This is a genomic window from Thioalkalivibrio thiocyanodenitrificans ARhD 1 (genome assembly GCF_000378965.1).
Lineage (GTDB): Bacteria > Pseudomonadota > Gammaproteobacteria > Ectothiorhodospirales > Ectothiorhodospiraceae > Thioalkalivibrio_A > Thioalkalivibrio_A thiocyanodenitrificans.
Genome location: NZ_KB900536.1, coordinates 1549418 through 1568791 on the forward strand (window position 1 = coordinate 1549418; position 19374 = coordinate 1568791).

The following is a 19374-nucleotide window of genomic DNA, read 5'->3' on the forward strand; positions in this document are numbered from 1 at the left end:
CACCATCGGGACACGGCTCATGCTATTGTAAATCCATGTCCAAGCTATCGCGATTCTTCGTCCAGGTGGTGGTGGTCGGCATCGCCGCGGCCGCAGTCATGGTCATTTTCTTCCCCGACCTCGTACGCGACAGCCGCCCGGTGGTCGAGGTGCGCCAGGGGGACGGGCCGGCGGTCGGGCCGCGCATGGAAGGACCGGTGTCCTACGCGGATGCGGTGGATCATGCCGCGCCCGCCGTGGTCAACATACACACCCGCAAGACGGTCACTCAGCAGGCCCACCCCTTCATGGAAGATCCGCTGTTCCGGCGTTTCTTCGGCGACCGATTCGACACGCCCGGCCAGCGCACGCAGACCAGCCTCGGCTCGGGTGTGATTTTCAGTCCCCAGGGTTACGTGCTCACCAACCACCATGTGATCCGCGATGCAGACGAGATCGAGGTGATGCTGGCCGACGGGCGCAGCCTTGACGTAGTCGTCGTGGGCACGGACCCCGATACAGATCTTGCCGTCCTTCGCATCGCCGCCGGCAACGGGGACCTTCCCAGCATCGCGGTGGGCGGCTCCTCGGACCTGCGGGTGGGGGACGTGGTGCTGGCCATCGGCAACCCCTTTGGCGTGGGTCAGACGGTGACACAGGGCATCGTCAGTGCCACGGGTCGGAGCCGCCTGGGGATCAACACCTACGAGGACTTCATCCAGACCGACGCGGCCATCAACCCGGGCAACAGCGGCGGCGCGCTCATCAACGCCCGCGGCGACCTGGTGGGCATCAACACCGCCATCTTCACCCGGTCCGGCGGATCCCATGGCATCGGCTTCGCCATCCCCGTGGATCTCGCCCGGGACGTCATGACGCAGATCATCGAGCAGGGCCAGGTGGTGCGCGGCTGGCTGGGGATCGAGGTACAGGAGATCACCCCGCAACTGGCCGAGTCGTTCGGCCTGGAAGACCGGCGCGGCGTGCTGATCGCCGGCGTGCTGCGCGAAAGCCCCGCGGGCCGCGCCGGCATGCAGCCCGGGGACATCATCACCCACATCGGCGGCGACCGGGTCACCGACGCCCAGGATGCGCTCAACTTCATCGCGCGGGCCCGCCCCGGCGACACCCTGCCCATGGAAGGCATCCGCGACGGCGAAAAGATCGAGATCCGCAGCGAAGTCGGCAAGCGCCCGGCGAGGCGGTAAAGGCTGTCAGTAGTCCGTTGTCAGTGGTCCGTTGTTCTGTGCCTTTCACAACTGACAACGGACTACTGACCAACAACCCTTCCGAGCGCAGCGAGGAAGCGCTCATTCTCCTCCGGCCGGCCCACGGTGACGCGCAGGCAGTCGGTCAGTGCGCCGCCCTGGCCGGACAGGTTCTTGATCAGCACGCCCGCCTCCTTAAGCCCCTGAAACACCGCATCCCCCCGCCCCGCCGGTACCCGGAACAGGATGAAGTTGGCCTCGCTGGGATAGGGCGTGACGCCGGGCAGACCGGCCAGCGCCCGGGCAAGGGTTTCACGGTCGCGACGGATGGCGGCGGCCTGCTCGTCCAGCACGTGGTGATGGGCGAGCGCGAAGTCGGCACTGGCCTGTGTGAGCACGTTGATGTTGTAGGGCAGGCGCACCTTGTCAAATTCCGACAGCCAGGCCGCGGGCCCGCACAGGTACCCGAGTCGAAGCCCGGCCAGGCCCTGCTTTGAGACCGTGCGCATCACCACCAGATTGGGATAACGGCCAAGGTCGGACAGGAAGCTGTCATCGGCGAACGGCGCGTAGGCCTCGTCCAGCACCACCAGCCCGGGCGCCGCCCGGATGACGGCCTCCACGTCCGGGCGGGAGAAACGGTTGCCCGTGGGATTGTTCGGATAGGCCAGGAACACCACGGCCGGGCGGTGCGCCTTCATGGCGGCCAGGAAGGCGGGCGTGTCCAGGGCAAAATCCTCGCCGAGAGGCACACCCACGTAGTTCATATCCGCATAGCCGGTAATCATGCGGTACATGACGAAGCTCGGCTCGACGGACATGACCACGCGTCCCGGCTCGGCGAGCGCCATGATGATCACCTGGATCAATTCGTCGGAACCGTTGCCCAGGATCACCGACTGCTCCGCCGGGATACCGGCCACCCGGCGCAGGGTGTCGATCAGCTGCGGGGAACGCGGATCCGGGTAACGATTGAGCGCCACCCCGCGCAGCACTTCCAGCCAGGCGTCCACCAGTTCCCGCGGCCAGTGGTAGGGATTCTCCATGGCGTCCAGCTTCACAAGTCCGGTGGCATCCGGTACATGGTACGCGGCCAACGCGCGGATGCCCGGCCGGATCCACTGGCCGACCAGTTCGTTGGCGGCATCGCTCATGTCCGGGCCTTACCTGATACGGTATTCCGCGGAGCGTGCATGGGCCACCAGGCCCTCGCCCCGGGCCAGCGACGAAGCAATGCGGCCCAGGGTGGACGCGCCCTCGGCGGAACAGTGGATCAGGCTCGAGCGCTTCTGAAAATCATACACCCCCAGCGGCGAGGAGAAGCGTGCCGTGCGCGACGTGGGCAGCACGTGGTTCGGTCCGGCACAGTAATCCCCCAGGGCCTCGGCGGTGTGGCGGCCCATGAAGATGGCACCGGCGTGACGAATCCGCGCGGCGAGCACCTCCGGCTGCGCCACGGACAGCTCCAGGTGCTCGGGGGCGACGTGGTTGGCCACCTCCACCGCCTCGTCAAGGTCCCTCACGTGCACCAGCGCCCCGCGGCCCTCGAGGGATGTGCGGATGATCTCCGCGCGGGGCATCTCCGCCATGAGCCGGTCCATGCTTTCCGCCACCCTGTCAAGAAACGCCTCGTCCGGTGAGACCAGGATCGACTGCGCGTCCTCGTCATGCTCGGCCTGGGAGAACAGATCCACGGCGATCCAGTCGGGATCGGTCTCGCCGTCACAGATCACCAGGATCTCCGAGGGCCCGGCGATCATGTCGATCCCCACGGTGCCGTAGACCATGCGCTTGGCCGTGGCCACGTAGATGTTGCCCGGACCCACGATCTTGTCCACGGCGGGGATGGTCGCGGTACCGTAGGCCAGTGCCGCCACGGCCTGGGCGCCGCCCACCGCAAACACCCGGTCCACGCCGGCCACGGCAGCGGCGGCCAGCACCAGCTCGTTGACCTCGCCGCCCGGCGTGGGCACCACCATGATCAATTCCTTCACGCCGGCCACCTTGGCGGGGATGGCATTCATCAGCACGGACGAGGGATAGGCGGCCTTGCCGCCGGGCACATACAGGCCCGCCCGGTCGAGCGGCGTCACCTGCTGGCCGAGCACGGTGCCATCGTCCTCCGTGTACTGCCAGGACTCCATTTTCTGGCGTTCGGCATAGCGACGAATCCGTATGGCGGCCGATTCCAGGACCTCGCGCTGGCCGGCCGGGATGGCGTCCAGGGCCTGCCGGAGCCGCGCGACGGGAATCTCCAGGTCGGCGGCGCTCGCCACCTCCCGGCGATCGAAGCGACGGGTGTACTCCATCAGGGCCGCATCCCCGTCGCGGCGCACAGCGGCCAGGATGTCGCGTACCGTGTTGAACACGGCCTCGTCGGACACACCCTCCCAGGCCAGCAGCGCGTCCAGACGCTGGCGGAAGTCGGGGTCTCGGGTACTCAGTCGGTTGATGGCAGGCATGGCGGTTCTGTTCAAATGTGGGAGGAAAAGCTCGTTATGCCACAGAGGGCACAGAGGTCACAGAGGAAAAACTCTCAGATCCACGTACCATGGCGTTTTTGCGCCTTGGCGAAAGCAAGGTCTTTGCCGTGACAGAGACAGGTTCATCCGCCGCAATGCCGCCGAGCCAAGGACCCCGTTCGATTCCTTTCCTCTGTGACCTCTGTGACCTCTGTGGCGCTCTTGAACCAGGTTCAGACCGCCTCACGGCGTGCGCGCACGGCGGTGGCCAGTTCGTTGAGCACCTTCTCCGTGTCATCCCAGCCCATGCACGCGTCGGTGATGCTCTGGCCGTAGGTGAGATCCCGGTCGTCGGAGACATCCTGACGCCCGCCCACCAGATGGCTTTCCAGCATGGTGCCGATGATGCGCCGGTCGCCGGCGGCAAGCTGCTCGCCCAGCGACCGGGCCACGTCCACCTGCCGGCTGGGTTCCTTGCGGCTGTTGGCATGACTGCAATCCACCATCAGGCTCGGCGGCAGCCCGGCCGCTTTGAGCTGCACGGCCGCGCGCTCGATGCTGGGGGCGTCGTAGTTGGGTTCCTTGCCGCCGCGCAGGATGATGTGGCAGTCGGTGTTGCCGGCGGTGGAAAAAATGGCCGAATGACCGGCCTTGGTCACCGACAGGAAATGGTGCGGGCGGGAAGCGGAGCGAATGGCGTCCACGGCCACCTGCAGGCTGCCGTCGGTGCTGTTTTTGAAACCCACCGGGCAGGACAGGCCCGAGGCCAGTTCCCGATGCACCTGGCTCTCGGTGGTGCGCGCGCCGATGGCACCCCAGGCGACCAGGTCCGCCACGTACTGAGGGCTGATGAGGTCCAGGTACTCGGTGGCTGCCGGCATGCCCATCTTGGCAAGATCGAGCAGCAGCCCGCGCGCCAGGCGCAGGCCCTTGTTGATCTGGAAGCTGCCGTCCAGGTTGGGGTCATTGATGAGCCCCTTCCATCCCACGGTGGTGCGCGGCTTTTCGAAGTACACCCGCATGACGATGTGCAGGTCGTCGGCCAGTGCGTCGCGCATGCGCTTCAGCCGCCCCGCATACTCCATGGCCGCATCCACGTCATGGATCGAACAGGGACCGGCGATCACCAGCACCCGATCGTCCTTGCCGGCGAGGATGTTGTGGGTGGTCAGGCGGGCGTCATGCACGGTGGCCGCGGCCTCGTCGGTGATAGGCAGCTCTTCGTGCACAAGCACGGGGGGCGACACCTCGCGGATCTCCAGGATTCGCAGGTCATCGGTCTGGTAGCGCATAGTCGGTTCTTCTTGCATTCAGGGGTTGGGGGTCGCCCGTTCCACCGCCTCGCCGAGAAGCCGGATCAGGTCCTTGACCCGTGCCGATTTCATCTTCATCGAGGCCTTGTTCACCACCAACCGGGCGCTGATGTCGGCGATGTGTTCCAGCGGCACCAGGCCGTTGGCACGCAGGGTATTGCCGGTATCCACCAGGTCCACGATGCAGTCGGAAAGACCCACGATGGGGGCAAGCTCCATGGAACCGTAGAGCTTGATGATCTCCACCTGCCGCCCCTGCGCGGCATAATGGTGTCTGGTGGTATTAACAAACTTGGTGGCAACGCGCAAGCGGCCGGCCGTTTCTGTGGCGCCCGGGCGCCCCGCCACCATGAGTCTGCAGCGGGCAATGCGCAGATCCAGGGGCTCATAGATACCTTCACCGCCGTGTTCCATCAGCACGTCCTTGCCGGAGACCCCCAGGTCCGCCGCACCGTACTGCACGTAAGTGGGAACGTCGGCGGCACGAATGACCACCAGCTTCACCTCCGGCAGGTTGGTGTCCAGGATCAGCTTGCGGCTGGTTTCCGGATCATCCACGGGGGTGATCCCGGCCGCGGCCAGAAGCGGCAGCGTGTCCTTGTAGATCCGCCCCTTGGACAGGGCAATGGTGAGGGATGCGTTGCTCATGACGTGTCGATCCCCTTATCCGGGCACACGGCGGATGCTGGCGCCCAGCTGGGAAAGCTTCTCTTCAATACATTCATATCCGCGGTCGATGTGATAGATACGGTCCACCAGGGTCTCGCCGTCGGCCACCAGGCCGGCCAGGATCAGGCTCGCCGACGCGCGCAGGTCCGTGGCCATGACCGGTGCACCGGTCATGCGCGGCACCCCCCTGATCATGGCGGTGTTGCCTTCCACGCGGATGTCCGCACCCATGCGCTGCAGTTCCAGAGCGTGCATGAATCGGTTCTCGAATACCGTCTCAGTGATGGCGCCGGTGCCATCCGCCACGGCATTGAGGGCCATGAACTGGGCCTGCATGTCCGTCGGGAACGCCGGATAGGGGGCCGTGTGCAGGTTGACCGCACGGGGTCGCCGGCCGTCCATGTCCAGTTCGATCCAGTCCTCTCCCGTACTGATGTGGGCACCCGCCTCCTCAAGCTTGGCCAGAACCGCGTCCAGGCTGCCGGGCGCGGTACTGCGCAAGCGCACCCGGCCGCCGGTGATGGCACCGGCCACCAGGAAGGTCCCGGTCTCGATGCGGTCCGGCAGCACGTCGTAGCGGCAACCGCTGAGGGTGTCCACCCCGTCGATCACGATGGTATCCGTACCGGCCCCGGAGATCTGCGCGCCCATGGTGTTGAGGCAGTTGGCCAGGTCCACCACCTCCGGTTCGCGGGCGGCATTCTCGATCACCGAGGTCCCGCGGGCCAGCGCCGCCGCCATCATCAGGTTCTCGGTGCCCGTCACGGACACCATGTCCATGACGATACGCGCGCCGTGCAACCGATCCGCCCTGGCGCGGATATAACCGCCGTCCACGTGGATTTCCGCGCCCATGGCCGCCAGCCCGTCGACGTGCAGGTTCACGGGCCGGGAGCCGATGGCACAGCCGCCGGGCATGGACACCTCCGCCTGGCCGAAGCGCGCCAACATCGGACCCAGCACCAGGATGGACGCGCGCATCGTCTTCACCAGCTCGTATGGGGCGACGAACTGGTTCGTGGTGGTCGGGTCCACCTCGATGCGCATGCGCTCGTCCACGGTGAGTGTGGCGCCCATGCGTCCCAGCAGTTCCATGGTGGTGGTCACGTCCTGCAGATGCGGGACATTCCCAATGCTCATGGGGCTGTCGGCCAGCAGCGTGGCCGCGAGGATGGGCAGCACGGCATTCTTGGCGCCGGAAATGCGCACATCCCCGGACAGGGGTTGACCGCCACGAATGATCAGCTTGTCCATCATCGATGTCTGGCGCCCCGCGGGGTCCCGTTCGGTGAAAAAAAGACGCCCATGATAGCGAATTTCGGCCCGCGACGGGACCTCGGAGGCGCCTTTACTGAAAAGAGGTGACAGGCAGCAGGTCCTGCAGGTCGGCCAGCTGGATCAGGTCCCGCATTGCCGGGGGAGCGCCGGTGATCCTCAGCACGGCGCCGCGTTCCCGGGCGAGACGCATCCATTCCACCAGCAGGGCGACGCCGGCGCTGTCGACGCGTTCGACCCTCGAGACATCCAGTTCACAGGGCCCGGATAGCCGGCGGAACAACGGCAGGCCCTCGTCCCAAAGGCCCGCAACGGTGGAAAACCCCAACGCGCCCCGGACCCGGAACACGCCGTCCTCGGCCCATACCGAAGCGTCAGCGCTCACGATCCCACTGCCCCTTCCACCAGGTCCCTGTCCCGCCGTTCCAGGCGCTGGATGAGGCTCTCCAGCCCTTCCGCCTCGGTTCGCGCACCCTCGATCTCCGCACCGAAGCTGGTGCGGAAATTGGTCACCAGGCTCCAGCTCTCCACCGTCAGGTTGAACGCCTTCCACTGGCCGTCCACGATGCGCAGGTCATAGACCACGGGAATGTTGGGCCGGCCCTGCCCGACCACGATCTCGGTGGCCACGGTGGCCCGGTTGCCATCAGTGCGGCTGCGCCGCTCATTGACCGTGATGCGCTTGTCGGCGTGTTCCGCCAGTTGGCCCGCATAGGCACGCACCATGGTGTCGCGAAAGGCTTCCACGAAGCGTTCCCGCTGCTCGGGGCTGGCCGTGCGCCAATGCCGGCCGAGGATGAGGCGGGACATGCCCTCGAAATCCACCAGGGGCAGGATCTCCTCCTCCACGAGCTCATAGACGAAATTGGAGTCGTTGCTGAGCCGTTCCTCGTTATCGCGCAGCAGCTGCATCACCCGGTCGGCGGATTCGCGCACCTGCTCCACCGGATCGCCGGGACCTGCCAATGCCGCGGGGGCCAGGAACAGTGCGCAGGACAGCGCAAGCATCATGGGCCAAAGCCGGTTGAAGCGGATGCCGGTCGTCATGGTTCAGGGTCCCTGTCTGCTTCCGGTTTGCGTCACGTCACTGGGTGGTGAGGTTGGTCATGATACGGCCGAGCACCTGTTCCAGCACCAGGGCGGACTGGGTGAAATATATCTCGCTCCCCTGGGTGAGGACATCATCCTCACCGCCCGGCTCCAGGGCGATGTACTGCTCGCCCAGCAGGCCCGCGGTATAGATGCTGGCCTGGGTGTCGGCGGACAGGTAGTCGTGCTGGGCGCTGATGGTCATATCCACACGAGCCTGGTATCGCTCCGGATCATAGCGGATGGCGCTCACCCGTCCCACCCGCACCCCGGAGACCGTCACCGGCGCGCGCACCTTCAGGCCCCCGATGTTGCTGAAATAGGCGCTGACCGTGTAGCCGTCGCTGTCGCGGTATTCCGCCAGGTTGCTCACCTGCATGGCCAGCATGAACAGGGCCGCCAGGCCCAGGGCAACCAGAATGCCCACGGAGATCTCGATGGTGCGCGTCGTCATGGCCCGTCCGCCTCTTTGTCTCAGATGTCACCGAACATCAGGCCGGTGAGAATGAAGTCCAGCGCCAGCACGGCAAGCGCGGTGTGCACCACCGTGCGGGTGGTGGCACGGCTCACCCCCTCGGAGGTGGGCACGGTGTCATAGCCCTCGAACACGGCAATCCAGGCCGCCACGAAGCCGAACACCAGACTCTTGATGATGCCGTTCATGACGTCCTCATGGAAATCCACGTTCGCCTGCATCTGGGACCAGAACGACCCGGAGTCCACGCCCAGAAGGCCCACACCGATGAAATAGCCGCCCATGATGGCCACTGCGCTGAAGATGGCCGCCAGCAGCGGCAGGGAGATGAACGCCGCCACGAAGCGCGGCACAATCACCCGCTTGAACGGGTCAACCGCCATCATCTCCATGCCGGAGAGCTGTTCCGTGGTCTTCATCAGGCCGATCTCGGCGCTGAGCGCCGAGCCGGCACGTCCGGCGAACAGCAACGCGGTGACCACCGGACCCAGTTCCCGCACCAGCGACAGGGCCACCGCCGAACCCAGCACCTCCTCGGCGCCGAAACGCACCAGGGTGATGTAGAGCTGATAGCCCAGCACCATGCCCACGAACAGGCCCGACACCGCGATGATCAGCAGCGACAGCACGCCCACCGAGTAGAGCTCCCGGATCACCAGCCGCGGGCGGGTGAACACCACGTGCAGGGACATCAGGACGTTCAGCAGAAACAGGTGGCCGCGTCCAAGGCGCTCGAACACGCCAAGCGCCCACCGGCCCAGCCCTGCCAGGGAGCCAAGCACCTCAGTCACCCTCCTTCGGAGCGGCCCTCATCAGGTCTGTGAGGTAGTCCGGTGCCGGGTAATGGAAGGGCACCGGCCCGTCCGGCAGGCCCTTCATGAACTGTCGCGCCCATTCGGAGTCCGTGTGCTCCATCTCCGCCGGCGAGCCGGAGTCCACGACCTGACCATCGGAAATCAGGTACATACGGTCGGCGATGGACGCCGCCTCCTGCACGTCGTGGGAGACCAGGATGCTGGTCAGACCCAGAATATCGTTGAGACGCTTGATCAGCGTGACGATGACCCCCAGGGTGATCGGGTCGAGCCCCGTAAACGGCTCATCGTACATGATCATCATGGGATCCAGGGCGATGGCCCGGGCCAGCGCCACCCGGCGCGCCATGCCCCCGGACAGTTCGCTGGGCATCAGGTGGCGTGCGCCGCGAAGCCCCACCGACTCCAGCTTCATGAGCACCAGGGTATGCAGCACGCCCTCCGGCAGGCGGGCATTTTCCCGAAGGGGGAATGCCACATTTTCGAACACGTTCAGGTCCGTGAGCAGCGCGCCACTCTGAAACAGCATGCCCATGCGCCGGCGCATGCGATAAAGCTCCGCGCGGCTCTGGCGGTGCACGTCCACCCCGTCCACCAGGATCTGTCCCCGGTCGGGACGCAACTGGCCGCCGATGAGCTTGAGGAGCGTGGTCTTGCCCGTGCCGCTGGGCCCCATCACCGCTGTGACGCTGCCCCTGGGGATGGACACGTTCAGACCCCGGAAGATGGGCCTGCCGCCCCGGGAGAAATGCAGGTCCCGGATCTCCACCAGGGTGTCGCGCCGGGACGGAGCCTGATTTTGGGCCTGGGGATCGATGACCGGTTCCCTGTGTCAATGGTCGAAAGGCTTTATCCGCGAAACGTGACCGGCCTGGCTTCGCGGGCGATTGCGGGCAGTCTCGGGGCGACCGGCAATGGAGTCAAGCCACCCCCAGCAACTGACCCACCACCCGGGCATCATCGAAGGTGGATACAGGGGCGCGCATGAACAGCACGGCCCAGGGCGCGTCCTGGCAATTCATGAATGCCTCCATGGTCTCCCGCAGCGCACGGGGGGACGGAGGTGCATCGAAGCTGACCAACCCCACAGGCCCGCAGGGGCAGGCGCTGTCCGGGCCGGTCCACAGGCGCCCGGGCCCTGCCTCGCCCGACGATGAGAACACCGGCATATCGCCCAGCCTGTCGCCCACGGCCTGCCGGGCCCCGACAGCGGGCCCGTCCAGCACGACGCCGCCGAGCCGATCCCCCAGCGCGCTGCACAGGGCCTCGAGTGCGTTCAGCCGGGTCTCGTCGGGCGCCTCTTCCAGCAACAGGTAGAACCAGAACTGGGACGGCAGTTCGCCCGCCCATGCCGCCCCGTCATCCGGCGTCGCGTCACGCCAGTCGGCCTCGGGCACCAGCACCGTGTCGAAATGACTCGCATAACAGGGCAGGCGCCACGACAGGGGCACGTCGTCCGGATACAGGCCCCGGACCACCTGCGGCTCGTTCCAGCCGACGGCGCCGAAGGTGAGGGTACGGATGGGTCTTTCGGACATTGGATCCTCATTGTACCTGCGGAAAGATCGATCGAAGTCTATAGCGTGTGACGCTCGGCGAATCTCGATCGCAAGCGGTCTTGATCTTCCCCCGTATGGCTCGCTCGCCCCAAAGCTTGCAGGCCACCCGCCCAGGCTGCAAGCTTCCACCGCCATGCAATGCGATCTCTTCCATGAACTTTCGGTGCCCCCATTCGGGGGCCGCACCGAGGCCCGGGTGTATGCCGACACCCTCGAGGAACTGTCCCTGGCCGACACTCTGGGGTTCACCACCGCCTGGGTGGTGGAACACCATTTCATGCGCGAATACTCCCACAGCAGCGCACCGGAGATGTTCCTGGCAGCCGCCGGCCAGTGCACCCGGCGCCTGCGCCTCGGACATGCCGTCGTCCCCCTCCCCTACCACCACCCGGTCCGGGTGGCGGAACGGTTGGCCACCCTGGATATTCTCACCAGGGGGCGCGCCGAGTTCGGGTTCGGACGGGGGTTTTCGCCCGCCGAGTACGCCACCTTCGGCGTAGACATGGCGGACAGCCGCAGCCTCACCGAGGAAGCACTGGCGGTGCTGCGCCTCAGTTTTAATCCGGAGCGGGTCAGCTTCCGGGGCCGTCACTTTCACTTCGATGAGCTCGACGTCGTGCCCCGTGTGGTGCAAAGGCCCCACCCGCCTCTGTGGACCGCCGCGGTCAGCCCCGAATCATTTGAAATGGCCGCCCGCCTGGGCGTCGGCACCCTGGTCGGTCCCTTCAAACCCTGGTTCATGGTGCGCGAGGACATCCGTCGCTATCGCGAGTCCTGGCGGGACCACCACGGCAACGGACCGCCCGGACCCGGGCTCAACAACCGAGTGGCCATGACCGTGGGTATCCTGTGCCTGGAAGACGGCGCCCGGGCGCGCAGGGAAGCCAGGCAACCCTTTGAATGGTTCTACCGGCAGCTTCTGGGGCAGACCCGCCCGGTCCTGGAAAGGCTCTATGACACCTACGAGTATTACCGGCGCATGGGCCGGTTTCGCGGCTTCATGGATCACGCCATCAACCTGAAACTCCTCGACACCCTCGGCATGGCGGTGGTGGGTGACCCCGAACATTGTGCACAACGCCTGCTGTCGCTCCGGGAAGCGGGCGTGGATCATGTGCTGTGTGCCTTCGGCGCCGGTGCCATGGACACGCGCATCGTGCGGGAATCCATGGTGCTGTTCGCCCGCGAGGTACTGCCCCGGGTCACGGCACCCCTGGACCCGGACGCGTCATGAAGGTGGTGATCACGGGCGCCGCCGGGCGTCTCGCCCGGGTGCTCATCCCCCGACTGCTGGCGGACCCGCGCATCACGGCGATCCACGGGGTGGATCTGAAACCCCTGCCCTTCGCCGCAGATCCGCGCCTGATCCCGGTACAGGCGGACATCCGCGATGCCGCCTGCGCGGAGCAGTTTGAACTGGCCGACGTGCTGATCCATATGGCCTTCGTACTCATGGGCGGCGGGCTGGGCCGTGCCCGTCATGACCGCGAGACCGTGCGAGCCATCAACGTGGCGGGGAGCCGGCACGTGATAGGCACGGCGATCGAGACATGTGTGGAGCGGGTGGTGTTTCTCTCCAGTGCCGCCGTCTACGGCGCCTGGCCCGATCTGCCGAACCCCGTTTCCGAGGACACCCCGCTTCGACCCCTGCCCGGCTTCGCCTACGGGGAGGACAAGGCCGCCGTGGAGGCATGGCTGGATTCACTGGAGACGCGCCATCCGCACCTGCACCTGATCCGGCTCCGCCCCCACGCGATCCTCGGCCCCCATGCCCATCCCCTGCTCAATCGACTGCTGCACCAGCCCTTCGTGCCGGCCCTGGTCAGGCCGCTGCCGCTGACCCAGTGCGTCGGCGAGGACGACGTGGCCCGGGCTATCCACCTGAGCCTGCGCAGCGCAGCGCGCGGCGCCTTCAACCTGGCCGCCGACCCGCCCATGAGCCTCAAGGCCATGATCCGGGAAAACCGCCGCTTCACCATCCCGGTGCCGCTGCCCCTGCTCTCCGCCGTCCACCGCATGGCCTGGTGGGCCACCCCGGCGGCGGGTGAACCCGGCTGGATCGACGGACTGCGCCACAGCCTCGTACTGGACACACAACGAGCCCGGGACGAACTGGGGTGGACGGCGCGGCGTGACACACGACAATGTTTGAAGTGGGAATTGGGAAGTGGGAATGGGTTAAGGGGTGAGAGCCATTCATCCTGGTAGTTGAGAAATGGGCGTAGAATCCCCCACACTTGCGACCCAGCGACCTCCCACCTCCCAATTCTCACTTCCCACTTCTGTGCTTACATCCCTTGCCGCCGTCATTTTCGGGTTTGCCGTGCTCATCTGGAGCGCGGACCGTTTCATCTACGGGGCGGCAGCACTGGCCCGCAACCTGGGGGTGTCACCCCTGCTGATCGGCCTGACGGTGGTGGGTTTCGGCACCTCGGCACCGGAACTGCTGGTCTCCGCCTTCGCCGCCGCGCAAGGCAATCCGGGGCTCGCCGTGGGCAACGCGCTTGGCTCCAACATCGCCAACATCGCACTGATCCTCGGGATCACCGCGCTGGTCTCGCCCCTGGTGGTGGGTTCGCGCATCCTGCGCCGCGAGATGCCCCTGCTGCTCGGCGTGATGGCGTTCGCGGGCCTGCTGCTGTTCCGGGACGGGTACCTGGGCCGGCTGGACGGCGTACTCCTGCTGGCCGGACTGGCGGGGGTACTGGCCTGGGTGATTCACGACGGGCTGCGCGGACGCAGCGACACCACGGACCCGATCCACGCCGAATTCGACAAGGAGATCCCGAGGGAGGTGCCGACGCCGCGGGCGCTTATCTGGCTGGCACTGGGCCTGCTGCTGCTTCTGATCAGCGCCCGGGTGCTGGTCTGGGGGGCGGTCAACGTGGCCGAGACCCTCGGTGTGAGCGACCTCATCATCGGGCTCACGATCATCGCCATCGGCACCAGTCTGCCGGAACTGGCGGCATCGGTGATGGCCGTCCGCCACGGAGAACCCGACATCGCAATCGGCAACGTGATCGGCTCTAACATCTTCAATCTCCTGGCGGTTCTGGCCTTCCCGGGCCTGCTTCACCCGGCAGCGGTGCCCGGGGAGGTGCTCACCCGCGATTTCCCGGTGATGGCCGGCCTCACTGTGCTGTTGCTGCTCATGGCCTTCCGCATCAGGCGCCCGGGGCGCATCGGACGCCCCGGCGGCCTTCTGCTGCTGGCGACGTTTGTGGGCTATCTGGTGTGGTTGGGATACAGTATGTAGGCAGTGGCGAGTGGCAAGTCTCAAGTGGCAAGGTTCCCTCCCCAACCCCTCTCCCTCAGGGGAAGGGTCGGGGTGAAGGTGCTTTTCCTTGTCACTTGAGACTTGCCACTTGTTACTTGCCACAACCGGACTCGACATCTTCCATGAAATTGCATCCCGACCAGACCCGTGAACTTGCTCTTGCGGTGCTCGATACCGAGGCCCGGTCCATCCTGGACCTGAAGGCCAGGATCGATGACCGGTTCATCCGTGCCTGCGAGTATCTGCTGGCCTGCACCGGGCGAATCGTGGTGACGGGCATGGGCAAGTCCGGTCACATCGGCAGCAAGATCGCCGCGACGCTGGCCAGCACCGGCTCGCCCGCATTTTTCGTGCACCCGGGCGAGGCCAGCCACGGGGACCTCGGCATGATTACCTCGGGCGACGCGGTGCTTGCCCTGTCCAACTCCGGCGAGACGGATGAACTGCTCACCATCCTGCCCATTATCCGGCGCCTCGGCGTACCCCTGATCGCCATGACCGGGAACACGGAATCGAGTCTCGCCCGGGAAGCGACGGTACACCTGGACATCAGCGTGGCCAGGGAGGCCTGCCCCCTTGGGCTCGCCCCCACCTCCAGCACCACCGCAACCCTGGCGCTGGGTGATGCGCTTGCGGTCGCGCTCCTGGAGGCACGGGGATTCACGGCTGACGATTTCGCCCGCTCCCATCCGGGCGGGCGGCTGGGCCGTCGCCTGCTGCTCCACGTGGCCGACATCATGCACACGGGAGACCGCATACCCCGCGTGCATGCCGAGGCTCCGTTGCGCGAGGCGCTGCTGGAGATCACCCGCCAGGGGCTGGGCATGACCGTGGTGGTGGATCGCAATGAGCATGTGATCGGCGTCTATACCGACGGGGACCTGCGCCGCACCCTGGACCGGGGCATCGATCTGTTCGCCACATCCATCGGCGACGTGATGACCCGCACCTTCAAGCGGGCGAACCCCGGCATGCTCGCGGTGGAAGCCCTGAAAATCATGGAAGACCACAAGATCAGCGCCCTGCCGGTGACTGACGAGAACGACACCCTGGTGGGCGCATTGAACATGCATGACCTGCTGAGGGCGGGCGTTGTATGAGTGGCAAGTCTCAAGTGGCAAGTGGCAAGTGGCAAGGGCCCCATCCCACAGGCGGAAGTTTGGGGTAAGCGTGTTCCTCCTTGCCATTTGAGACCTGCCATTGCCTTTCAACCGCTTTCATCAGCCTGATTTCCAATGACCGAAGATCCCACCCAACTCGCCAAGGATATCCGCCTCGTCCTGTTCGACGTCGACGGCGTGCTCACCGACGGCAGCCTGTTTCTTGGCGACGGGGGCGAGCAGTACAAGGCATTCAACTCCAGGGACGGGCATGGCATGCGCATGCTGGTGGACAGCGGGGTGAAGGTGGGCATTCTCACCGGGCGCACCTCGGACGTGGTGACCCACCGCATGCGCGATCTGGGCATCGACCTGGTGGTGCAGGGGCGGCGCGACAAGCTCGACGCCCTGGGCGGCCTGCTGCAGCAGGCGGGGGCGAGCGAGGAGACCACCGCCTTCGTGGGTGACGACATCGTCGACCTGCCGGTCATGCGCCGGGTGCGGCTGGCCATCGCCGTGGCCGATGCCCACCCCCTGGTACGACAGCATGCCCAGTGGGTGACGGCCCTGCCCGGCGGGAGAGGGGCGGCCCGGGAGGTGTGCGAGTTCATCATGCAGGCCCAGGGCAGCCTGGAGCGCATGCTGGCGCCCTACCTGAAATGAGCCTGCAGCGCATCACACTGGTGCTGGTGATCACCACCGTCGCGGCCGTCGGGTTCTGGCTGGGCCGGGATGCCGAGGAACGACTCGAGCTGTTCCTGGCACCATCCGCGCATACGCCGGAACTGTTCATGGAGCATTTCACCACCCTGGTCACGGGTTCCGACGGAGCACCGCGCTACCGGCTCTCCGGCGAGCGCATGGAGCAGTATCAGCTCGACGGCAGCAGCCTGGTGGACACGCCGGTGATGGTGATACACCGAGAGGACGGGGCGGACTGGACCGTGAGTTCGGAACAGGGATGGATCTCCCCCCGGGGCGACGAGGTTCACCTGCTGGGGACGGTGCACATGACACGGCCCGCCATGGAACAGGATCCCGCCCTGGACATCCACACCCGGGATGTCACGGTCTGGCCGGGCCCCCGGCGCGCGGATACCGAGGCCCACGTGGCAATCCGAAGCGCGCTCTACCGGGTGGACGGCACGGGCATGCGCGCCGACCTGGAAACCAGTGAACTGGAGTTGCTCCATGAGGCCGATGGCACGTACTTCCCTTGACAGACTCCGTTCACCACGCTGGCCGGTCCTGTGCCTGGCCGTGATTCTGGCCGCCACGTTCATCCAGGCCGCGGCCGGCTCGGAACGCGACCTCCCTGTCCGAATCCAGTCCGACACCGCCAGGCTGGATGATCAGCGCGGCGTGAGTGTCTACCGGGGTAACGTGGTGGTCACCCAGGGCGAGCTGGTCATCCGCTCCGACGTCCTCACCGTGTACACCCCGGGGCGCGCGCTCACACGCATGGAAGCCGAGGGCGATCTCGTCACCCTGCGAACCCTCACCGAAGACGGCCGCGAGGTCCATGCCGAATCCCGGCACATGGATTACCTGGCCGAGGATCGTCAGGTGGTCCTGACAGGGCAGGCGCGCATCTGGCAGGCGGAAGACGAATTCAGGGGCGATCGCATCGTTTACGATCTTGACCGGGAGACCCTGGATGCCGCCGCGGGTGACGCAGGCCGGGTGGAGGTCATCATCACTCCACGGGAAGCTCAATGAGCCAGTTGGCGGCCTGGGACCTGGTCAAGCGTTACCGCCGGCGCACCCCGGTCGCCGGCGTATCGCTGCACGTGGACAGCGGTGAAGTGGTCGGACTGCTTGGGCCGAATGGTGCCGGCAAGACCACCTGCTTTTACATGATCGTCGGGCTGGTGCCCAGCGATGCCGGCCGGATTGTGCTCAACGACCGGGATCTCACCCCTTTCCCCATGCATGCGCGTGCGCGAATGGGCATCGGCTACCTGCCCCAGGAAGCCTCCGTGTTCCGCAAGCTCTCCGCCGCCGACAACATCCTCGCGGTGCTCGAGACACGGCGTGACCTGGACGCCGAGCAGCGCGGCGAACACCTGGAAGCACTGCTGGAGGAACTCCAGATCGCCCACATCCGGGAGAGTCTCGGCGTCAGTCTCTCCGGCGGCGAACGGCGCCGGGTGGAGATCGCCCGGGCACTCGCCACGGAACCGGCATTCATCCTGCTGGACGAGCCCTTCGCCGGCGTGGACCCGCTGTCGGTCGTGGAGATTCAGCGCATCATCACCCATCTCAAGGACCGGGGCATTGGCGTTCTCATCACCGATCACAATGTACGTGAAATCCTGGGCATCTGTGACCGGGCCTACATCATGAACGAAGGAAGGATCTTCGCCGAGGGGCCGCCCGAGGCCCTGCTCGCCAACGAGCAGGTGCGGAAAACCTACCTGGGAGAACATTTCAGACTGTGAAACTCGGTTTATTTCCGGGTATGAGGATGCGAAGTACATGCCAATTTCTGCCTGCGCTACCCTATAATGGGCTCATGAACGCATGCATGCCGCTGACAACCAGCAAACGACCGCGCACCGGAGCCCGTCCGGAGCAACACACCCTGCCCACATGCGCCCGGGCAGATACTGCCTGACAAGCGATGCTCAAACCTTCCGTCCAGCTGCGTCTAGGCCAGAGCCTGACCATGACGCCCCAGCTGCAACAGGCTATTCGCCTGCTGCAGCTCTCCACGCTGGAACTCCAGGCCCAGATCCAGGAAACCCTGGAGACCAACCCCATGCTGGAAAGCGTGGAGGGCGAAGCCGAAAGCACCGAGCCCGACCACACCTCCGGTGCATCGGACAGCGCCCCCAATGGCGAGGCGGCGCCGGAGTTGGAAGGCCTCCCCGGCCCTGATGAGCGTGGTGCCGGCGAGGACATCCCCGAAGACCTGCCGGTGGACAGCAACTGGGAGGACATCTACGACGTCGCGCCCCTCGGCGCGTCCGGTAATCGGCCCGAGTACGAGGGTCGCGACCTGTTCGAGAACCAGAGCGGCGCGGGCGAGTCGCTTCGCGAGCACCTCATGTGGCAGCTCAACCTGATGCACATGAGCGAGGAGGACCGCGCCATCGCCATGGCACTGGTGGATGCGATCAGCGAAGACGGCTACCTGACCGAGCCCATGGAGTCCATCCAGGCGAGCCTGTCCGGCGACATGGAGATGGATCTGCCCGTGGAGGAGATCGAGGCGGTCCTGCACCTGGTGCAGCAACTGGATCCGGTGGGCAGCGGCGCGCGTGACCTGTCGGAGTGCCTGCTGATCCAGCTCCGGCAACTGCCCGCGGACACCCGCTGGCTCAACGAGGCGAAGCTGCTGGTTCGCGACCACCTGGAAAGTCTGGGTTCCCGGGATTACCGTCAGCTCACCCGGGCCCTGCACGTCGGCGAGCACGAACTGCAACAGATCATCAGCCTGATCCGGGGCCTCAACCCCCGGCCCGGCACACTGATCAGCAACGACACACCCCAGTACGTGATCCCCGACGTGTTCGTGCGCAGGCACGAAGGGCGATGGCAGGTGGAGCTCAATCCGGATATCGCCCCACGTCTGAGGGTCAACCCGCTGTACGCAAGTTTCGTGCGCCGCGCGGATTCCAGCCAGGACAACGTCTACATGCGCAACCATCTCCAGGAGGCGCGCTGGTTCATCAAGAGCCTCCAGAGCCGCAACGAGACGCTGCTGCGGGTAGCCAGCGCCATCGTCGAACAGCAGCGCGGCTTCCTCGAGCATGGCGAGGAGGCCATGAAGCCGCTGGTGCTTCGCGATATCGCCGAACAGCTGGACATGCACGAATCCACCATCTCCCGGGTCACCACGCAGAAGTACATGCACACCCCCCGGGGAATCTTCGAGTTCAAGTACTTCTTCTCCAGCCATGTGGGTACCGCGGACGGCGGTGAATGCTCCGCGACCGCGATCCGCGCCATGATCCGGAAGCTGATCTCCGAGGAGCCTTGCGGCAAACCCATGAGCGACAGCAAGATTGCCGCAATACTGGTGGAACGCGGCATTCACGTGGCCCGCCGGACAGTTGCCAAGTACCGGGAAGGCATGGCCATCCCGCCGTCCAACGAGCGCAAGCGCCTCGTTTGACCCAAATCCACCCTCTCTACATAGAAACTATCC

At 65.9% G+C, this 19374-nt stretch carries 21 protein-coding genes; 10 read left to right on the forward strand and 11 right to left on the reverse strand.

Annotated elements, in window-relative coordinates; genetic code table 11:
- Positions 1 to 35 precede the first annotated feature (35 nt).
- Positions 36 to 1187: a Do family serine endopeptidase gene (locus THITHI_RS0107230; RefSeq protein ID WP_018232411.1), complete on the forward strand. Its 1152-nt coding sequence runs from the start codon at positions 36 to 38 to the stop codon at positions 1185 to 1187.
- 62 nt (positions 1188 to 1249) lie between these two features.
- Here THITHI_RS0107230 and hisC read toward each other — a convergent pair whose 3' ends face one another.
- The 11 genes from hisC to THITHI_RS0107285 all read right to left on the reverse strand — a co-directional run bounded on the left by hisC (position 1250) and on the right by THITHI_RS0107285 (position 10823).
- Positions 1250 to 2341, reverse strand: a complete 1092-nt coding sequence (hisC, locus tag THITHI_RS0107235) for a histidinol-phosphate transaminase (protein ID WP_018232412.1) — start codon at positions 2339 to 2341, stop codon at positions 1250 to 1252.
- A 9-nt stretch (positions 2342 to 2350) separates the two neighbouring features.
- Entirely contained in the window at positions 2351 to 3649 is a 1299-nt protein-coding gene (hisD, locus tag THITHI_RS0107240; protein WP_018232413.1) for a histidinol dehydrogenase, read from the reverse strand.
- Between the two features lie 233 nt (positions 3650 to 3882).
- Positions 3883 to 4941, reverse strand: a complete 1059-nt coding sequence (gene aroG / locus THITHI_RS0107245) for a 3-deoxy-7-phosphoheptulonate synthase AroG (protein ID WP_018232414.1) — start codon at positions 4939 to 4941, stop codon at positions 3883 to 3885.
- Positions 4942 to 4959: 18 nt separating this feature from the next.
- Positions 4960 to 5610 carry an ATP phosphoribosyltransferase gene (hisG, locus tag THITHI_RS0107250; protein WP_018232415.1) on the reverse strand — a complete coding sequence of 217 codons (651 nt, stop codon included), beginning with the start codon at positions 5608 to 5610 and terminating at the stop codon, positions 4960 to 4962.
- Between the two features lie 15 nt (positions 5611 to 5625).
- Entirely contained in the window at positions 5626 to 6885 is a 1260-nt protein-coding gene (gene murA, locus THITHI_RS0107255) for a UDP-N-acetylglucosamine 1-carboxyvinyltransferase (RefSeq protein ID WP_026186142.1), read from the reverse strand.
- A gap of 94 nt (positions 6886 to 6979) precedes the next feature.
- Positions 6980 to 7291 (reverse strand): STAS domain-containing protein, encoded by a 312-nt coding sequence (locus THITHI_RS0107260; RefSeq protein WP_018232417.1) that lies wholly within the window; start codon positions 7289 to 7291, stop codon positions 6980 to 6982.
- Positions 7288 to 7953, reverse strand: a complete 666-nt coding sequence (locus THITHI_RS0107265) for an MlaC/ttg2D family ABC transporter substrate-binding protein (RefSeq protein WP_018232418.1) — start codon at positions 7951 to 7953, stop codon at positions 7288 to 7290. Before THITHI_RS0107265 ends, THITHI_RS0107260 begins: the two co-directional genes overlap by 4 nt.
- A 37-nt stretch (positions 7954 to 7990) precedes the next feature.
- Positions 7991 to 8449, reverse strand: a complete 459-nt coding sequence (gene mlaD, locus THITHI_RS0107270; protein ID WP_018232419.1) for an outer membrane lipid asymmetry maintenance protein MlaD — start codon at positions 8447 to 8449, stop codon at positions 7991 to 7993.
- Between the two features lie 20 nt (positions 8450 to 8469).
- Complete coding sequence (gene mlaE, locus THITHI_RS0107275; protein WP_026186144.1) at positions 8470 to 9252, reverse strand: lipid asymmetry maintenance ABC transporter permease subunit MlaE; 783 nt, start codon at positions 9250 to 9252, stop codon at positions 8470 to 8472.
- A gap of 1 nt (position 9253) precedes the next feature.
- The gene (locus tag THITHI_RS0107280) at positions 9254 to 10054 is read right to left on the reverse strand and encodes an ABC transporter ATP-binding protein (protein ID WP_018232421.1); all 801 of its coding nucleotides are present in this window, start codon (positions 10052 to 10054) and stop codon (positions 9254 to 9256) included.
- 151 nt (positions 10055 to 10205) lie between these two features.
- On the reverse strand, positions 10206 to 10823 hold the full coding sequence (locus THITHI_RS0107285) for a DUF72 domain-containing protein (RefSeq protein ID WP_018232422.1): 618 nt from the start codon (positions 10821 to 10823) through the stop codon (positions 10206 to 10208).
- Positions 10824 to 10977: 154 nt separating this feature from the next.
- Between THITHI_RS0107285 and THITHI_RS0107290 the strand changes: the two genes are divergently transcribed.
- The 9 genes from THITHI_RS0107290 to THITHI_RS0107330 all read left to right on the forward strand — a co-directional run bounded on the left by THITHI_RS0107290 (position 10978) and on the right by THITHI_RS0107330 (position 19341).
- On the forward strand, positions 10978 to 12078 hold the full coding sequence (locus THITHI_RS0107290; RefSeq protein ID WP_018232423.1) for an LLM class flavin-dependent oxidoreductase: 1101 nt from the start codon (positions 10978 to 10980) through the stop codon (positions 12076 to 12078).
- Positions 12075 to 13052, forward strand: coding sequence for an NAD-dependent epimerase/dehydratase family protein (locus tag THITHI_RS0107295; protein WP_018232424.1), 978 nt, complete (start codon positions 12075 to 12077; stop codon positions 13050 to 13052). The genes THITHI_RS0107290 and THITHI_RS0107295 overlap by 4 nt, the downstream gene beginning before the upstream one ends.
- Positions 13053 to 13128: 76 nt before the next feature.
- On the forward strand, positions 13129 to 14100 hold the full coding sequence (locus tag THITHI_RS0107300; RefSeq protein ID WP_026186145.1) for a calcium/sodium antiporter: 972 nt from the start codon (positions 13129 to 13131) through the stop codon (positions 14098 to 14100).
- A 143-nt stretch (positions 14101 to 14243) separates the two neighbouring features.
- Positions 14244 to 15221 carry a KpsF/GutQ family sugar-phosphate isomerase gene (locus THITHI_RS0107305; protein WP_018232426.1) on the forward strand — a complete coding sequence of 326 codons (978 nt, stop codon included), beginning with the start codon at positions 14244 to 14246 and terminating at the stop codon, positions 15219 to 15221.
- Between the two features lie 135 nt (positions 15222 to 15356).
- Complete coding sequence (locus THITHI_RS0107310; protein ID WP_018232427.1) at positions 15357 to 15884, forward strand: KdsC family phosphatase; 528 nt, start codon at positions 15357 to 15359, stop codon at positions 15882 to 15884.
- Positions 15881 to 16441, forward strand: coding sequence for an LPS export ABC transporter periplasmic protein LptC (lptC, locus tag THITHI_RS0107315; RefSeq protein ID WP_018232428.1), 561 nt, complete (start codon positions 15881 to 15883; stop codon positions 16439 to 16441). Before THITHI_RS0107310 ends, lptC begins: the two co-directional genes overlap by 4 nt.
- Entirely contained in the window at positions 16422 to 16940 is a 519-nt protein-coding gene (gene lptA, locus THITHI_RS0107320) for a lipopolysaccharide transport periplasmic protein LptA (protein ID WP_156820495.1), read from the forward strand. Before lptC ends, lptA begins: the two co-directional genes overlap by 20 nt.
- Positions 16937 to 17662, forward strand: coding sequence for an LPS export ABC transporter ATP-binding protein (gene lptB / locus THITHI_RS0107325; protein ID WP_018232430.1), 726 nt, complete (start codon positions 16937 to 16939; stop codon positions 17660 to 17662). Before lptA ends, lptB begins: the two co-directional genes overlap by 4 nt.
- A gap of 182 nt (positions 17663 to 17844) precedes the next feature.
- Complete coding sequence (locus tag THITHI_RS0107330) at positions 17845 to 19341, forward strand: RNA polymerase factor sigma-54 (protein ID WP_018232431.1); 1497 nt, start codon at positions 17845 to 17847, stop codon at positions 19339 to 19341.
- Positions 19342 to 19374 lie beyond the last annotated feature (33 nt).

Coding starts and splice junctions, on each gene's coding strand:
- THITHI_RS0107230 (WP_018232411.1), top strand. CDS start 36: ATGTCCAAGCTATCGCGATTCTTCGTCCAGGTGGTGGTGGTCGGCATC.
- hisC (WP_018232412.1), bottom strand. CDS start 2,341: ATGAGCGATGCCGCCAACGAACTGGTCGGCCAGTGGATCCGGCCGGGC.
- hisD (WP_018232413.1), bottom strand. CDS start 3,649: ATGCCTGCCATCAACCGACTGAGTACCCGAGACCCCGACTTCCGCCAG.
- aroG (WP_018232414.1), bottom strand. CDS start 4,941: ATGCGCTACCAGACCGATGACCTGCGAATCCTGGAGATCCGCGAGGTG.
- hisG (WP_018232415.1), bottom strand. CDS start 5,610: ATGAGCAACGCATCCCTCACCATTGCCCTGTCCAAGGGGCGGATCTAC.
- murA (WP_026186142.1), bottom strand. CDS start 6,885: ATGGACAAGCTGATCATTCGTGGCGGTCAACCCCTGTCCGGGGATGTG.
- THITHI_RS0107265 (WP_018232418.1), bottom strand. CDS start 7,953: ATGACGACCGGCATCCGCTTCAACCGGCTTTGGCCCATGATGCTTGCG.
- mlaD (WP_018232419.1), bottom strand. CDS start 8,449: ATGACGACGCGCACCATCGAGATCTCCGTGGGCATTCTGGTTGCCCTG.
- THITHI_RS0107285 (WP_018232422.1), bottom strand. CDS start 10,823: ATGTCCGAAAGACCCATCCGTACCCTCACCTTCGGCGCCGTCGGCTGG.
- THITHI_RS0107290 (WP_018232423.1), top strand. CDS start 10,978: ATGCAATGCGATCTCTTCCATGAACTTTCGGTGCCCCCATTCGGGGGC.
- THITHI_RS0107295 (WP_018232424.1), top strand. CDS start 12,075: ATGAAGGTGGTGATCACGGGCGCCGCCGGGCGTCTCGCCCGGGTGCTC.
- THITHI_RS0107305 (WP_018232426.1), top strand. CDS start 14,244: ATGAAATTGCATCCCGACCAGACCCGTGAACTTGCTCTTGCGGTGCTC.
- THITHI_RS0107310 (WP_018232427.1), top strand. CDS start 15,357: ATGACCGAAGATCCCACCCAACTCGCCAAGGATATCCGCCTCGTCCTG.
- lptC (WP_018232428.1), top strand. CDS start 15,881: ATGAGCCTGCAGCGCATCACACTGGTGCTGGTGATCACCACCGTCGCG.
- lptA (WP_156820495.1), top strand. CDS start 16,422: ATGGCACGTACTTCCCTTGACAGACTCCGTTCACCACGCTGGCCGGTC.
- lptB (WP_018232430.1), top strand. CDS start 16,937: ATGAGCCAGTTGGCGGCCTGGGACCTGGTCAAGCGTTACCGCCGGCGC.
- THITHI_RS0107330 (WP_018232431.1), top strand. CDS start 17,845: ATGCTCAAACCTTCCGTCCAGCTGCGTCTAGGCCAGAGCCTGACCATG.